This window comes from Psychrobacter fulvigenes, from assembly GCF_904846155.1.
In the GTDB taxonomy this organism is placed as follows: Bacteria; Pseudomonadota; Gammaproteobacteria; order Pseudomonadales; family Moraxellaceae; genus Psychrobacter; species Psychrobacter fulvigenes.
The window spans coordinates 1,023,760-1,039,048 of sequence record NZ_CAJGZP010000001.1 but is presented as its reverse complement, the minus strand read 5'-3'; the positions used below and the strand labels follow the sequence as shown (position 1 = coordinate 1,039,048).

At 47.9% G+C, this 15,289-nt stretch carries 21 protein-coding genes and 1 tRNA gene; 21 read left to right on the top strand and 1 reads right to left on the bottom strand.

Going from position 1 to position 15,289, the window contains the following annotated elements; all coding sequences use genetic code 11:
- Positions 1-82: 82 nt before the first annotated feature.
- The 21 genes from JMX03_RS04680 to JMX03_RS04580 all read left to right on the top strand — a co-directional run bounded on the left by JMX03_RS04680 (position 83) and on the right by JMX03_RS04580 (position 15,152).
- Positions 83-856 carry an AAA family ATPase gene (locus tag JMX03_RS04680; RefSeq protein ID WP_201594851.1) on the top strand — a complete coding sequence of 258 codons (774 nt, stop codon included), beginning with the start codon at positions 83-85 and terminating at the stop codon, positions 854-856.
- Between the two features lie 61 nt (positions 857-917).
- The gene (locus JMX03_RS04675) at positions 918-1,598 is read left to right on the top strand and encodes a hypothetical protein (protein WP_201594849.1); all 681 of its coding nucleotides are present in this window, start codon (positions 918-920) and stop codon (positions 1,596-1,598) included.
- The gene (locus JMX03_RS04670) at positions 1,591-1,857 is read left to right on the top strand and encodes a hypothetical protein (protein ID WP_201594847.1); all 267 of its coding nucleotides are present in this window, start codon (positions 1,591-1,593) and stop codon (positions 1,855-1,857) included. The genes JMX03_RS04675 and JMX03_RS04670 overlap by 8 nt, the downstream gene beginning before the upstream one ends.
- Positions 1,836-2,255 (top strand): hypothetical protein, encoded by a 420-nt coding sequence (locus tag JMX03_RS04665; protein ID WP_201594845.1) that lies wholly within the window; start codon positions 1,836-1,838, stop codon positions 2,253-2,255. The genes JMX03_RS04670 and JMX03_RS04665 overlap by 22 nt, the downstream gene beginning before the upstream one ends.
- Positions 2,256-2,309: 54 nt before the next feature.
- On the top strand, positions 2,310-2,636 hold the full coding sequence (locus JMX03_RS04660; RefSeq protein ID WP_201594843.1) for a hypothetical protein: 327 nt from the start codon (positions 2,310-2,312) through the stop codon (positions 2,634-2,636).
- A 15-nt stretch (positions 2,637-2,651) separates the two neighbouring features.
- Positions 2,652-3,230, top strand: coding sequence for a hypothetical protein (locus JMX03_RS04655; protein WP_201594841.1), 579 nt, complete (start codon positions 2,652-2,654; stop codon positions 3,228-3,230).
- On the top strand, positions 3,230-3,424 hold the full coding sequence (locus tag JMX03_RS04650; RefSeq protein WP_201594839.1) for a hypothetical protein: 195 nt from the start codon (positions 3,230-3,232) through the stop codon (positions 3,422-3,424). The genes JMX03_RS04655 and JMX03_RS04650 overlap by 1 nt, the downstream gene beginning before the upstream one ends.
- Positions 3,424-4,089, top strand: coding sequence for a DUF3164 family protein (locus JMX03_RS04645; RefSeq protein ID WP_265090450.1), 666 nt, complete (start codon positions 3,424-3,426; stop codon positions 4,087-4,089). Before JMX03_RS04650 ends, JMX03_RS04645 begins: the two co-directional genes overlap by 1 nt.
- Positions 4,090-4,337: 248 nt before the next feature.
- A complete protein-coding gene (locus JMX03_RS04640) occupies positions 4,338-5,366 on the top strand; it encodes a nucleoid-associated protein (RefSeq protein WP_201594837.1) in 1,029 nt (342 codons plus the stop codon).
- 2 nt (positions 5,367-5,368) lie between these two features.
- Complete coding sequence (locus JMX03_RS04635) at positions 5,369-6,640, top strand: hypothetical protein (RefSeq protein WP_201594835.1); 1,272 nt, start codon at positions 5,369-5,371, stop codon at positions 6,638-6,640.
- A gap of 146 nt (positions 6,641-6,786) precedes the next feature.
- A complete protein-coding gene (locus JMX03_RS04630) occupies positions 6,787-7,242 on the top strand; it encodes a gp16 family protein (protein ID WP_201594833.1) in 456 nt (151 codons plus the stop codon).
- The gene (locus JMX03_RS04625) at positions 7,235-7,645 is read left to right on the top strand and encodes a Mor transcription activator family protein (protein ID WP_201594831.1); all 411 of its coding nucleotides are present in this window, start codon (positions 7,235-7,237) and stop codon (positions 7,643-7,645) included. Before JMX03_RS04630 ends, JMX03_RS04625 begins: the two co-directional genes overlap by 8 nt.
- A 324-nt stretch (positions 7,646-7,969) precedes the next feature.
- Positions 7,970-8,626 (top strand): lysozyme, encoded by a 657-nt coding sequence (locus JMX03_RS04620; RefSeq protein ID WP_201594829.1) that lies wholly within the window; start codon positions 7,970-7,972, stop codon positions 8,624-8,626.
- Between the two features lie 99 nt (positions 8,627-8,725).
- Positions 8,726-9,103 carry a hypothetical protein gene (locus tag JMX03_RS04615; protein WP_201594827.1) on the top strand — a complete coding sequence of 126 codons (378 nt, stop codon included), beginning with the start codon at positions 8,726-8,728 and terminating at the stop codon, positions 9,101-9,103.
- On the top strand, positions 9,104-9,307 hold the full coding sequence (locus tag JMX03_RS04610) for a TraR/DksA C4-type zinc finger protein (RefSeq protein ID WP_201594825.1): 204 nt from the start codon (positions 9,104-9,106) through the stop codon (positions 9,305-9,307).
- A complete protein-coding gene (locus JMX03_RS04605; RefSeq protein WP_201594823.1) occupies positions 9,304-9,636 on the top strand; it encodes a hypothetical protein in 333 nt (110 codons plus the stop codon). The genes JMX03_RS04610 and JMX03_RS04605 overlap by 4 nt, the downstream gene beginning before the upstream one ends.
- Before the next feature lie 2 nt (positions 9,637-9,638).
- On the top strand, positions 9,639-9,950 hold the full coding sequence (locus tag JMX03_RS04600; RefSeq protein WP_201594821.1) for a hypothetical protein: 312 nt from the start codon (positions 9,639-9,641) through the stop codon (positions 9,948-9,950).
- Between the two features lie 9 nt (positions 9,951-9,959).
- Positions 9,960-10,508, top strand: coding sequence for a DUF3486 family protein (locus JMX03_RS04595; RefSeq protein ID WP_201594819.1), 549 nt, complete (start codon positions 9,960-9,962; stop codon positions 10,506-10,508).
- On the top strand, positions 10,508-12,088 hold the full coding sequence (locus JMX03_RS04590) for a hypothetical protein (RefSeq protein WP_201594817.1): 1,581 nt from the start codon (positions 10,508-10,510) through the stop codon (positions 12,086-12,088). The genes JMX03_RS04595 and JMX03_RS04590 overlap by 1 nt, the downstream gene beginning before the upstream one ends.
- Positions 12,089-12,122: 34 nt before the next feature.
- The gene (locus tag JMX03_RS04585) at positions 12,123-13,805 is read left to right on the top strand and encodes a DUF935 domain-containing protein (protein ID WP_201594815.1); all 1,683 of its coding nucleotides are present in this window, start codon (positions 12,123-12,125) and stop codon (positions 13,803-13,805) included.
- Positions 13,806-15,152, top strand: a complete 1,347-nt coding sequence (locus tag JMX03_RS04580; protein ID WP_201594813.1) for a phage head morphogenesis protein — start codon at positions 13,806-13,808, stop codon at positions 15,150-15,152. It abuts the gene before it with no gap.
- Here the strand turns inward: JMX03_RS04580 and JMX03_RS04575 are convergent.
- A tRNA-OTHER gene (locus JMX03_RS04575) sits at positions 15,153-15,249 on the bottom strand.
- Positions 15,250-15,289 lie beyond the last annotated feature (40 nt).

The window sequence follows — 15,289 nt, the reverse complement described above, 5'->3', positions numbered from 1 at the left end:
TTAGCTCAAAAGGTGACGACGGTCATGTGGAGTGACCGCCGTCTTAATCGAGTCATCAGACTCAATCAAAGGAGATTCAATCATGAATCACGATAGTAATAATGTCAATAGTGGCGCTATAGGCGCGGTCGGTGTGGCGCAAGTCACGAATGTGGCGGTGTGCTTTGAGGCGATCGAGCGTATCCAAAGCCGTCATCCAAGCTTGCCAGGTATTGGGGTGTTTTATGGTCGTAGCGGTGATGGTAAGTCAGTAGCCGCGGGCTATATCGCCAACCGTACCCGCGCTTATTATGTGCAAGCGACGAGTATCGGGACGAAGAAAAGCTTCCTTGAGTCGGTGCTGCGGGAGATGACGATACCGCCTGCCAAAACGGCAAGTGAGATGCTGGGACAAATCGCGGAGGAGCTGGCCAAGTCGGGCCGTCCACTCATCATCGATGAGGCCGACCATCTGGTGAAGGGGAATAAAATCGAGCTGGTGCGTGATATCTACGAGAGCAGTCAGGGGACGATATTGATCATCGGTGAGGAGATGCTGCCGAAGAAGCTTGAGCGCTGGGAGCGGTTTCATGGCCGCGTGCACAGCTGGGTGCCTGCACAGCCAGCGACGGCTAATGATGCAGCGCTACTGGCAAAAGTATATGCGCCAAAAATCACTATCGAGTCGCAGGTGCTAGAGCAGCTGGTCGGTGCAGTACGCGGCTCCACTCGTCGAACTTGTACTAACCTTGAGATGCTCGGACAGCGCGCGCTGGAGTGCGGTATGCGCTCGGTCACTATGAATGATCTTGCGACCCTGCTACCGCAAGGCTTTATCACTGGTCAATCACCAAAACCGCGCTCATTTGCTATTTAGGATAATCATTATGTGTTGTTGTCAAAAAACTGCTTATCAAAACTCTATCGAAAGTGACTGTATGAGTAATAATCACTTTGAAAACCCGCTGCTAAAGCCTAGCAAAGGCACTGCTATCAAGCGCAGCGACTACGAAAAACTCTGGGATATGCTGCGTCATGCTGAAGATGGCATCATCGTTCGTGATGTGCCACGCACTATCCCTAGTATCAGCTACGATAAGGCAAAAGCATGGCTTGCGGCGCTCGACAGCGCAGGCTATGTGTCTCGCAAGCAAATAAAGCTGACTCGTAAACTGCCAACCTATCGCTATACGCTCATCCGTGATATCGGACAAGAGCCACCCCGTATCGACAGCAAGGGCGCTGCCCGCGGACAATCGATGAATGAGGTGGTGTGGCGTACGGCTCGCATCCTAAAAACATTCAATGCCAATCAAATCATCGCCTCTGGCAACACGCCTGACATGGTGCTTAAGCCTAGCGGTGTGCGTCAGTATCTGCGTCAGCTCTATCTGGCAGGATACCTACAACTGCGCGTCGCAGGTCAAGCCAAGCAACTGGCAGTCTATCAACTACTGCAAGACACTGGCCCCAAAGCGCCACAAGTCAAGCGCGGTAAGAAGGTCTATGACGGCAATCTGGATATGATCGTGTATGACCCCGAAACGCCTTTGCCACCGTCGCATCAAGCCGAAAAAGACACTGCTAAACAAACCAATAAGGGAGCGCGTCATGCTTAATAAAAATAATAATACGGTGTTTGACACGGTCAAGGCGGACGCTCTCGCTCGTGATAAGAGCGTCAGTCATTACCTGAGTCAAGAGCGTCAACGTGCGGCTCTGACTCGTCTGCCGAGCTTTGAGCAAGCGACTGAGGCTGATATTGCGCTACTGCGCCAAGACGTCGGCAAGCTGTATCGCCTGCTGACGCTGATCATGGTGCTGCTGCTGGCTATCGCTGCTATGGGAGGTGCGCTATGTCTGCTATCGACACTCTAATTATCGACACTCTAACTATTGATGCCTCGGCTGATGATGCTGATTGCAACTGGCAGCCGCACTGGGTGCACTACCCTGTGACGCTAGACAACTGGGTCGCTGCCTGTCATGAGGAAAAACAAAAACGCGGTATCTCTTATGCTGAAATCGCCCGCCGTATCGGCTATGCCCGCCCTAGCCTATCTCTAGCACTGTCTGGTGGTTATACAGGTAATACGGACACCATCGGCACGGCATACGTCAACTACCGTAAGCAAGTGCTGTGCCCTTATACGCAAACGACGGTCAGCCGTCAGACCTGCACTCGGCATGCGCTGGGCGCTGCGCCTACTCATAATCCTGCGGCTCTACGCCACTGGCGTGCGTGTCAGGGCTGCGAGCATCGGCCTGGCGATTGAATATCAATCTAAACATAAGTAATTGACTAATAAGATAAATAAAAGGTGAAAGTTATGAGTAATACCAAAGTAAACGCTGCCAGTCCTGTCGCTGTCGATGCTGCGCTACAACAAGAGCTGCGCGAGTTTGATTGGAGCGGTCTGCCCACGCCCGCGCCCACCAAGAATGAGCGTGAGCTGCGTCAAATGCGTAAGCATAAGGCTATCCTTGAGCGTCTGGTCGAGGTGCAAGGCGATATCATCAAGGGTCAAGAGCAGGTGATCAACTGTCAGAATGATGAGCTGTTTGATGAAGTGCGTCAGCTGAACTTTAAGGTCGTGATGCAGTTTTGGATGATTGCGTCTGTCGTTATTTTGCTGACTTTTTTGCGATTTGTATAAGTATCAGGGGGAAGTATGAAAACACGCTGTCATAACTGCGGTACTACGGCCAGTCTCGACTTGCTGGTCAGTACCAACGCAGCAGGAAGAGCCTTTGCAGAGGCGTTTAACGTCCCTGCACCTCTTGCCCCGCTGATGCTTAAGTATCTGGGGCTGTTTCGTCCTGCTAATCGTGAGCTGGCCTTTGGGCGGGCTACGACTCTGCTAAGCGAGGTCAATCCGTTTGTGAATGCAGGGAAGCTGACGTTTGATCGTCAAACCACGGATGCGCCTGTGGGCGCATGGAGCTGGGGTATTAATCAAGTACTGGCTGCGCGTGATGCGGGTACGCTTAAGCTGCCGCTGACGACGCATAACTATCTGTATCGCATCGTGCAAGGCTATGACCATCGCAAGCACTCTGTAGAGGGTGACGAAGCCGCGAAGGCTTGGTCTGGAACGACAACCAGCGGCGCTACTGTGATGCTGAATGGTCTGCGCAAGCCTGTGCTAGCAGGTAAGACCCAGCGCGAGACGTGGGATATCGTGATGCAGGAGCAAAACCCTGGTGAAACGGCTGATGAGGCTTACGAGAGAATAAAGGAGAAGTATTGATGTCAGAAGTTGCTACTAACATGCTTTGTCGCGCTTTTGCAGATATACCCGACGCTAAAGCCCGTATAACACGCGCACGTGAGCAAATCGCTACAGAATATGCGCCATTGAGTGCAGTAAATAAAATTCAGCTTGAAAAAGATTTTAATCACGTAACCGCTGAAATTAACAAAATCAACCCAAAAGGAAAGTAATGATGAACTACTCAGAAGAGGAATTAAAAGCCATGTCAAACCCAACCACTGAAAGCGCCCCTGTCACACCAGACGGCTATATGACCAACGCTAAAGGCCATCTAATCCCTGTCGACAAAGTAAAACCAGTCGATAAGCTGCGTGACGAAGTTGTCAAGGACATGGTCGCTATTGCTGTCGAGCTACGTGCTCAGATGCGTACTGCTAAGTCTCAGCTGTTTGACACGTTTAATGATTTTGTCGCGTTGTCTGCGCAAGAGTATGACGTACAAATGGGTGGTAAAAAAGGCAATACGACGCTGCTGAGTTACGACGGCAAGCTTAAGATACAGCTGGCAGTCTCTGAAAACATCGTTTTTGATGAGCGTCTGCAAGTCGCTAAGTCGTTGATTGATGAGTGTTTGACGGACTGGACGCAAGACAGCAATGACAATATCAAAGCGCTGATTAATCAAGCCTTCCAAGTTGACAAGGAGGGTAACATCTCGACTGGTCGCGTACTCGCCTTGCGCGGCTTGGATATTAGCGATAGTAAGTGGGATAAAGCAATGGATGCTATCAGTGATGCGATACAAGTGACTGATACTAAACAGTATATCCGCTTTTATGAGCGTGATAGCGAAGGCGCTTATTATCAAATCTCGCTTGATTTTAGTAATGTGTGAAGAGTAATACCCGTGCGCTGGGCTAAAAGAGGCAATAAACTAATACAGCTGTAAATCATAATTAAATATAGAGACTCGCCGCGGCGGGTCTTTTTTATATATAAAACTAAGTTCATAAAATGCTTTAAAGTTATGATGAGTACAGTTATGATGAAGCAAAGATAACCTAATGTAACAGTGTGTATGCGACATATATTGTCGTATATTTGTCTTGTATACAAATAATTTTCGGCTATAAAAGGTAAAATATGATTCATAACAGTACGTACCACATATTAGTGAAGGAACACAAGAGTACAGAAAATGTAAGAGTTATTATCAATCCTGACTTGCTACCTGTAGATGACTCTGCGGATAAATTACTAACCAATTTAACAGAGCGTTATCGTGGTAGAGCTGGTAAAGGCTACGGGGTTTTCGAAGAAAATACAGATAGTTACCCTACTTCAACTATTATTAATGACTATCTTGATGAAGATATTTTAGATGACTTTCACTCCTGTACTGAACGTCTTATGAATCACCTCATGGCAGAAAGTAAACACGAAGCAGGAGCAAAAGGTGGTAAGGTTGCTTTTATTCACTATTCAGAAGGTGGACAAGAGTATTTCTTAGTTGCCATTCTGACAGAAAAAGTAGGGTTAACAGCTAAAAATTGGACTTTAACTCAAAATGATGTTTTAAATTTTGAAAATGTACGTTTTGCTGGTCGTATTAATATTAGCAGTTGGAGATCGAAAAATGAAAAAAGTCGACGGTATATTAGCTTTTTGAAAGGACAAGGTGAGGTTTCAAATTATTTCAAAAGATTTATGGGTTGCAGTAATGTACCAATGGCTAGCCAAGAAACTAAAGATTTAGTAACTCAAATTAAGGCTTTTGCTACTAGCAAAAACCTTAAACTAGAGGAACGTGCTCACCTACTCTCAAATGCTAATGGATATCTAAAAGAGTTAGCCAATAATAAACCTCATCCGCTCCAGTTTTCTATGAGTTCTTTCACTAACAGAGTTTGGCCAGATGAACCGCAAGATTTGGTAGATTTTTTTGAACAATATGGAGAAGAGAATGATTGTCCGATTTCAGATGGATTTGTGCCTCATAAGGGCTCTTTAAGAGGATTGGCAGTCCAATTTCATAGAGAGAAACATTGGGCTTTTTCATTTGATGATGAAGCGATCAGCAATGATGAGGTTACAGTTGAAGGTGGAAAAGTTATTTTTCATCACCCTCCAAAAGACATTTTGGATGCTTATGACAAAGGTGGTTCAGAGTAAATATGACTATAACGTTTTCAGACTTAGTGACACTATATCGCAAAGTGGATTTCATAGAATCTGCTCAGGCTGAATGTTGCATCGAAAATGATGCAACGTTGTCATTAATCAACAATTTAGCGTTAGGTGACAACTCTGTAGCAACTCGTGTAGAAGTATTAGAAGGTGAACTAAAGGTTGGAGAAACTGTAAAATTACAAATACGTCAACCTGAATTGACTTTAGGATGGCTTTACGATGATGTTGATCGGTTCATGAAAGGTGACTTTGTTCGTAGCCTACCTAATGATAAAGCAGACAGTAAGCCTTATTACATTAAGGATATAGGGTATTACTCTCAAGATGTTGATACCCCTGAAATAATTGCCGCTTATAATGCAGTAAGGGGATTATTAATTCATCTTGAAAGCATGTCATCGTATCTTGATCACTCTAAAAGAAAAATCATTTTTGTAACTAAGCGTACATTTGAACTTCATTACGACGTCAGCAAAAATTTAGATGCTTTTAAGGTAGCCTTAGAAAACCTTACCAAGAATTTAGAACATAACCTAAAGGTTATAGGAGAGTTCTGTATTTGGTTAAGTATTGATGATGCTGGTACACACGCTAATGAGAAAAAGTCAATTTTAGCTTCAGTATTGTCCGATATACAAACTGGTTCGCAGCCTCTTGAGATACACGCAATTATTGAAAATATTGACCGTGTATATAGAGCTGCACAAGGACAGTTTGATAATTACCTTGAAGACTTCAAGTACGAAAAATTTGTTAAGAAGCTAGAGGAGAACAGTGAAAGGTTCATTAGTAGGGTAAATGATAGTATCTCTAAGGTTCTCTCTCAGATACTAGCACTACCTATTGCAGCCGCAGCGCCAGTAATACTAAAGGGTAGCAACTCCGATAATCAATTAATTGTTTATGTTGCATTATTGGTGTACGCAATTATCTGTAGTTTTGCTCTATCTACTCAGAAAGCTGTACTTGACAACCTAAGCTCAGAGGTGGAAGGCTTTGAAAGCGAAGGCAAACTACCACAAAGTCTAAAAGATCGGTGGGTTATTGAAAGAGGTAAAATCTATGATCTTATTGAAAAACAAACACATTTATACTGGGTTATGATAGCTGTTGTATATTTAGCCGTTGTATATAGTCTTTATAACATTTCTAGTGCTATGACAGTGTTTTGGTCTGCGATGCTGTTTATTTTGGTTGCTATATTGGGCGTTGCTATATATAGGAAAATAAAACCTAAAGTACAAAACCCTATCTAGAATCTTTTAAAAAAACCCGCTACCCGTTAGCGGGTTTTTTGTGTTTAGAAAAAGGTCTAAAGTTATTTTGTGCTCATAACTCTAAACACGGCTTTGTCGCTATAATACTAAACATCTATTTATCATATGCTTATGTGAGGTCTGATATGGCGACTAGCAGTAAACACTCTCCCCAAAAAAAGAAGATGATGCAGCTGGTGCATATCGGTAAAAACCAGCTAAAGCTTGATGATAGCACCTACCGCGAGATGCTTTGGCATGTGACGGGTAAAACGTCCAGCAAGGATTGTACCGCCGCTAGCTTGCGCAAAGTCATTGACCATATGGAGACGCTCGGGTTCAAAGTGACACCTGCCAAAAAGCATCAGTCTAAAAAGCCAGACGCGGCCAAGTCCAAGCAAGCGCTAATGGATAAAATCGAAGCGCTATTGACCGATGGTGCTAAGCCGTGGGAGTACGCTTCAAGCATGGCAAAGCATATGTATAAAGTGGATGCGCTGACGTTCTGTGATGGTCGTCAGCTGCGCGGTATCGTGACAGCACTGACTAAGCACAATCAAAAAATGGCGGCACTGGCGGCAAAGGCTAGCGCTGATGCCTAATCATCATAATACCAAGACCTATCAAGAGCTTGAGATGCTACTCGGTCATGACGCTGCTGATAAGGTCGTGGCGGCATATCGTGGGCAGGAGCTGTATATCCCTGAGCCTGCAAAAATGTCCGACAATCACAAGCTGGTGCGACTACTGGGCATGGATGTCGCAAAGCGTCTGTGTCACTACTGGCAAGGCGGCATACTAACACTGCCCATGCAGCAAGCCAAAAAAATCGCTAAGCGTAATGCCAGCATCGTGCGTAAGCATAAGGCGGGTATCGATAAGTCGCTACTGGCGACTGAGTACGGGCTGCATGTGCGCACGGTGCGTAAAATTGTAGAGAAATATAATAATGAGCAGGCAAAACAGGCTTATGCACGGATGCAGTATCAGTTGTTTGATCACTAATTTATATAAAAACTAAACCCCTTTCACTGGGGCCGCTTGCGGATAAGTGAACAGCGTCAGACCAGCGGTGCGCTGCATATGAAAAACACTGGCAGTCGGTGCGTAGTAAGCTACCAAGCTAACCTCCACTATGTGAGCCGACCGATTAAGTCACGCTACGACCAGAGAGAGCCGCTAGATACGCCAATATCTAGCGGCTTTTTTGTGCCTGGGGTTTGAGGGTGGACAATCGGAAATGAGACCCGTGCGGATGTTTGAGTGTTTTTGCGATGATGAAGACATTGCACGACTTTACCTATCTATTATCTGATTGATGAGCTGATTATGACGCAAAGCAAAGCGGTATTGACCGAAGAAGATTTTTTTAACTGGATGCGATCCATGCAAGACAATAAACGTCTGACGCAAGCGCAAGTGAACGGTGCGCTTGAGCTGCTGGCGCTGATTGATACTCATGAGCTGCAAGATATCTTAATCAGAGTAAATGGCTGGTCTGATGGCGAGGAGATGCAGCTGTCTGAGGCTGGTATGGCGCTGCTCAATGAGTTTGAGGGTTTCCGTGCTAAGCCGTACCGTGATTCTGTCGGCAAGCCTACTATCGGTTGGGGTACGACTTACTACCCAGATGGTACGCCTGTGCGTATGAGTGATAAGCCTGTGACTCGTAGCGAAGCTGCCAGTATCAAGCAAGCGGTGCTTAATCAAGACTTCTCCCCTGCGGTGAATATGATGTTTGCCGATGAGATTGAATCTGGCGCAATCACACAAAATATGTTCGATGCGCTGATATCGCTGGTCTACAACATCGGTGTTATGGGGCTAAAGGCCTCTAGTATCTATCGCAATATCAAGGCGGGTCGCTACGATGCTGCTGCTGATAGCTTTTTGTTATACAACAAAGGCCGTATCAATGGTCGATTAGAGGTCATCGATGGATTGGTCACGCGACGTCATAAAGAGCGGGTGCTGTTTTTGGCGTAATACTATGAGTCTATACAAAAAACTAAAAAATGCGCTGGTGGTGATTAGGTGGTTGATAAGGCTGCTGGTGCGTTTGGCCAAAATAAATAGAGGTAAGTTATGAGTGATGACTATAGTGATGATGTCGGTGCTGGGCTAAAAGCCCAGCCTACACGCTACGAGCATGTGCTGAGTGTTGATGAGTTGCCAAAGCACGATAATAGCTATGAGCCGCGCGGCGTGCAATATGTAGATGACGCAGGGTTTTTTATTGCGCAAACAGGCAAGGTCACACCGCCGCCCAAGCAGTGGTATGAGTCCAAGACCATTTGGTTTAACGCGATTGTTGTCGCTGTGTCTTTGGCAACGTCGGCAACCCCTGCGCTTGAGTCGTTTATGAGTGCTGAGGTGTATGCGGTGATTGCGAGCTTTGTGGCATTTGTTAATGCGGTGCTGCGCTTGGTCACGGGTCGGCCTATAAAGTCAGGCGGTGCATAAGTGGGTGACATCATAGACGATGCCAATAAAACGGCAGCCGTGCATCTAAACGCGGCGCTGTCGCATATCAAGACACGCCCCGCCAACAATGTCACAGTCTGTATTGACTGTGGTGATGCCATCGGAGCCAAGCGCAAGCAAGCTGCCCCCTATGCGGTGCGCTGTGTGGAGTGTGCGGACTACTACGACAAGGAAACAAGATGATACTCGAGCTAGAGGCTTATCAAGTGATCGGGGTGTTACTGACAGTGGCAGGGTCGATATTCGGTGCGGGTAAGGCGCTGTTTGCTCGGTTTGATGCGTCATTGCGTGAGCGTGATGATAGTCTAAAAGATGAGCTGGGCAAGCTGTCAAATCAGATGGCGTCAGAATCCGAAGCCATCCGCAAGCTCGACCGAGAGATGCTAGAGCTAAAAGCAGAGCTACCGCGTGAGTATGTCGCTAAGGCTGATTTTATCCGCTCGTTTACGGTAGTCGAGGGCAAGTTAGATGCCGTCTATAATTTAATTATTAAGCAAAAAAATAAGGAATAACTATGCCTGTTGATATGGTCAAGTCTCGCCGCGAGGGTATGCGCTGGCATCTGCTCAATGCGATGGATAAGGCGCGTCCGCTTGGCGCTATCGATACGCTACTGCTAGACGTGGTGCGCTGTATCTATCCTGATACGACGGTAAAAGAGCTACACAGTCAGCTAGATTATCTCGATAACAAAGCATTGGTGGTGCTCGATAAGCGGCCTGATGGGCATTGGCATGGTTGTTTGAATAGCAATGGCGTGGATATGGTTGAGTATACCGTGGACTGCCCTGCTGGTATTGCTCGCCCTGCTAAGTATTGGGGTTAGGAGGTCGTTATGGCGCGGATGAGTGCAATAGATCAACTCAGTCCTGAGCACCTTGAGCTGCTTAAAGTGCGACTTGAGGACTCTGGATTTCAAGACTACCAACAGCTGACTGATTGGCTGACGGATCTGGGCTATGAGATTAGCAAATCTAGCGTGCATCGGTTTGGTAAAAAGCATGAGCAAAAGATGCAGGCGGTGAGCCTAAGTACGCAGGCTGCTATCTACATGGCGGAGCGCAATCCCGATGATGCAGGGGCGCTGTCGTCTAGTGTCATTACGATGATGCAGTCAGAGTTTTTTAACGCCTTGGTACAGCTACAGAGCATCGATGATGGTAAAGATGTCGATCCCATGGAGCGTATGCAAGCGCTGTCCAAAATCGGTAAGGGTATCTCTGAGCTGTCCAAAGCCGCAGTCAATCAAAAAAAGCATCAGATAGAGGTACGTGATAAAGCCACTGCTGCCGCTGATAAGGTCGAGCAGCTCGCTAATAAAGGCGGTCTGACTGGTAAGACGGTACAAGAGATACGTAAAGCGATACTAGGGATTGCAGACTGATGACTGATATCAAAAAGCCAAAAGCGCCGCCGCTACTTGATGCTAATACTGAGCTTGACGCCCCTGCGGTGTTTTTGCCGTATCAAGCGGCGTGGATAGACGATGACAGTCAGCTCAAGATAGCGGAGAAGTCACGGCGTATCGGCCTGACTTGGGCAGAGGCTGCGGATGATGTGCTGATTGCAGCCTCTGATAAAAAGTCTGGCGGTCAAAACGTCTACTATGTCGGCTATAACCAAGACATGACGCTGGAGTTTATTGAGGCGTGTGCGATGTGGGCGCGCTCGTTTGACCATGCCGCCTCTGAGATTGAGGAAGGGCTGTGGGAGGAAGACGATAAGCATATCAAGACTTTTACTATTCGCTTTCCACATTCTAAGCATCGCATTACTGCCCTATCCAGTCGCCCCTCTAACTTGCGTGGTAAGCAGGGTATCGTCGTCATCGATGAGGCAGCGTTCCATGAAGACCTTGCCGGACTGATTAAGGCGGCGTTGGCACTGCTCATCTGGGGCGGTAAAGTACGTATTATCTCAACGCATAACGGCGATGAAAATGCCTTTAATGATCTTATTCAGGAAGTGCGCGCGCTGAAGCGTAGCGGCACGGTGCATAAGACGACGTTTAGCGAGGCCGTCGAGCAAGGACTGTATAAGCGTGTGTGTCTGCGATTGGGTCGTGAGTATGACGCTGCCGAAGAGGTGGCATGGGTCAAAGAGGTCTATAAATTCTACGGCGACGATGCTGAAGAAGAGTTAGATGTAATACCCGCGCAAGGCTCTGGGCGCTGGCTGACAATGGGACAGCTAGAAAAGCTGCAAAACAAAGAGCGCCCTGTTATACGCTTTGTTGCACCTAAAGACTTTGAGCTGTGGACTGAGAGCGCGCGTAATGAGCATGTCGATCTATGGCTAAAAGAGACGGTTGATCCTGTGCTGCTGACACTGGATAAAACCCATCCACATTATTACGGTATGGATTTTGCGCGCAAGCGTGATGCCAGCTCTATGTGGTGGCAGGCTGAGAAGCTAAATACGACGCGCTACTGCCCCTATGTGCTGGAGATGGAAAAGACGCCCTACAATCAGCAAAAACGCATCTGTATCTATGTGATTGAGCGCACACCGCGCTTTAGTAAAGGTGCTAATGATGCGACGGGTAACGGTGGGTTTTTGGCTGAGCAGCTGCAAATCAAGTTTGGCGCGCATCGTATCGATGCTGTCAATCTGTCTGAGGGTTGGTACGCTGAGCATACGCCGCATTTTGGTAAGTGCTTGACGGACGGCACGATTGAGGATATGCCCGCTGATCGTGACATCCGTGATGATCATTTATTGTTTAAAAAAATCAAAGGCGTGGCAAGGATACCAGCGGAGCGTACCACCAGTAAGTCAGGCAGCAAACGCCATGGCGACAGTGGTATCGCGCATCTGCTCTGTGACTATGCCAGTAAATACCCCACGCCTGAGCTGGAGTGGACGCCTGTGCCTATTGACAGCAATGAGGTGCCACGCGGTATGCGTGATGTGTTTAACAAAATGGCAGCGCTCGGTGGGTTTTTGGGTGGTGGTGGTTGGTAGGTTTGATGAACAATATTACTTATAAGGATTAACGATGTCATTTTATGCTGCGCTCAAACAGATGCCAAGTGCGCTGATGAGTACGCCAATCGCACAAAAACAACTCAAGCGCCTGCTCGGCTCCCAAGTCAGAGAAGTCGATGAGCGTGCGCATATCTGGGAGCGTCCAGAGCTGTCCCATCCAGCTGTAGGGCTGACGCCTGCCAAGCTGCATCAGCTGCTGACTGGCGCGGAATCTGGCAATATCAACGATATGCTGGCGCTGTTTGAGGACATGGAAGAGCGTGACGGCCATATCTTTGCAGAGCTGGATAAGCGTAAACGTAGCCTGCTGTCTCTTGACTGGCATATCACCCCACCTGAAGGGGCGAGTGCCGCTGAAAAGCAGCAAGCGGCTATGATCAGTGAGCTGATGCGTGCAATCAATGACTTTGATATGGTCATCAAGGACGCGCTGGACGCGATCGGCAAAGGATTTAGCGGCCAAGAAATCAACTGGGTACGTGATGGGGCTACTTGGTACGCGGAGTCGCTTGATTTTGTGATACCGCAAAAGTTTGTGATTGCATCAGATAACAAGACGCTGATGCTGGGTAATGGTATGGATGCGCCTGAGCCGCTGTGGGAGCATATGTTTCTGATGCATACCCACAAGGCAAAGTCAGGTTACCTCGTACGCGGCGGTCTGCATCGTATATTGGCATGGCCGTACGTGTTTAAAAACTACTCAGTGCGTGATTTGGCAGAGTTCCTAGAGATTTACGGCTTGCCGATGCGTCTTGGTACTTATCCTGCTGGCGCTACAGACGATGAGAAGTACACACTATTGCGTGCGGTAATGGAGATCGGGCATAGAGCGGCAGGCATCGTACCGCAAGGCATGCAGATTGACTTTAAAGAAGCTGCCAAGGGCAATAGTGATCCGTTTGAGTCGATGATCAAGTGGTGTGAGTTGACGCAGTCGAAAGCGATACTAGGCGGTACGCTGACGACGCAAGCCGATGGTGCGAGTAGTACCAATGCGCTTGGCTCCATACACGAAGTGGCGCGACTTGAGATACGTAATAGCGATGCTAAACAATTGGCGTCCAGCTTTAGCCGTGACCTTGTGGCATCGCTCATGCGTATCAACTATCCAAGCGTGCATCCAAGGCGCTATCCGAAGTTTGTGTTTGATTTGTCTGAGCCTGAAGATATCACCACCTTTAGCGAGGCGATACCGAAGCTGGCCGCTGTGGACGGCATGCGCATTGGCGCGGATTGGCTACACGGCAAGCTGAACATCCCGATGGCAGGTGAAGATGAGGCTATCGTCACCACACGTAACTCTATCATGCCCACAGCGCTGACAGCGGCTCTAAGCGCGCATAGAGCTGCCCTAGCTGCCAAGGATAGCCCTGTGGCTACTGAGCGGGCAAATATCCATGCTGCTGAGCGCGGTATCGATGAGGCGACTGCTAATGATGGTTACACGCAAAATATCACTGGTATGAGCGCGACGCTGGGGCAAGCGCTGGTCGATAAGCTGACTGCTGCTAGTAGCTATGATGAGGCACTAGGATTGCTCATGAGCGCTGAGCCTAATGTGGCAGTCGATGAGCTGGCCGCCAATCTTGAGCAGTATCTCACTGCCGCTGGGCTGTGGGGTGCACTGCACCGTCAATCAGAGCCGCAACCGTTAGACCAAACGTTAGATAATCAGTCTGGAGACGTTTAAATGGCTAAGTCTAACGCTGTCACGCTAGAAGGGTTGTTTGGTCGTCGTCCTGATGAGGCTATCAAGTATCTGCAAGACAAAAAGCCGACTGCACAAATCGATTACTTACAAGTACAAGGCCGTGCACATGATCATGCGTTTGTCATTGCTAAGATGACGGATATGGATATGAATGCCAAGGTACAGCAGTCGCTCATCGATGCGATGGATAAAAGCTTGTCGTTTGAGGAGTGGCAAGCGTCTATCGAGCCGTACCTGAAGGAAAAAGGCTGGTGGGGACGTCAAGAGCAAATCATGCCTGATGGTAGCGTTAAGTCGGTACAACTGGGCAGTGACCACAGGCTTAAGACTATCTATGATACTAACGTCAATCAAGCGTATCACAAGGCACGTGAGCATCATGGTGACTATGATATCTACCCGTATGCCATGTGGATGTCACGTGGTGACAATCGAGTACGACCCAGTCATCAAGCGCTAGATGGTCAGATCTTTAAGCGTTCTGACCCTTACTATCAGTCGATAAAACCTCGCAAGTCATGGGGCTGCCGCTGTGATGAGATACTACTGACATCTGAGCAAGCGGGAGAGTATGGCGCACAGGACGGCTATACGACACATGAGGATATCAGTGAGTATGTGTCAACTGAGCAGATGATTATCCAAGGCAGCAATGGCTCATATACGGCACCCGTCAATGTCATGCGCTTGCCTAATATGCCCGTCTATCGTACCGACCCTGGCTGGATACATGCAGGCGATACGCTGCCGATGCAGCCGATGCTAGACAAAGCCGCGCAAGTGCCGCCGATGCTGGGCGCTAACAGTATGCAAGCGGTACTGGCACGGGAGTCGGTGCTGGGTAGGTTCAATGAGGATGTTAAAAAGTGGGTCGCAAGTGTCGATCCAACACGCCCACGTGGTGAGTTTCGTCATGTGGGTGCGATACGTCCTGAGTTTGTGCAAACGCTGGCAGAGCAAAAGGGGCTTGAGCTTGAGAGCGCGGTAGTCACCTTGCATGATCGTGTGAGCTTGCAGCACCTTGATCGTGCTCATAAGCGGCATGACCCTGAGTGGGTGGAGAATATCGCGCGCAACCTGACGGCTAAGCATGACTTGTATTGGGATAATATAACCCACGCCCCTGTGCTGGTGTTTGATACAGCAGATATCAGTTACAAGCTCATCATAAAATTGAATGAGCGCATCAAAGGCCGTGACGTGGTTGACGCTAAGCAAAATTATATCGGTAATGTGATACGCACGATAACGCTAGATACAGCTAGTAATCTGGAGAAAGGCAGTAATTACACTTGGATAGCTACTGTCAATAGTAGCAAAAAATAGGGCATTGGGTGGGAATCGAACCCACTACACACGGCTTGATGTTTGTACTTAATAGACATCAATGCAACCGTCCTCGTACCATTATGAGTACCAATGCTTGATCCGATTGTACAAGCGCTGCGCTGATATTGCAATTT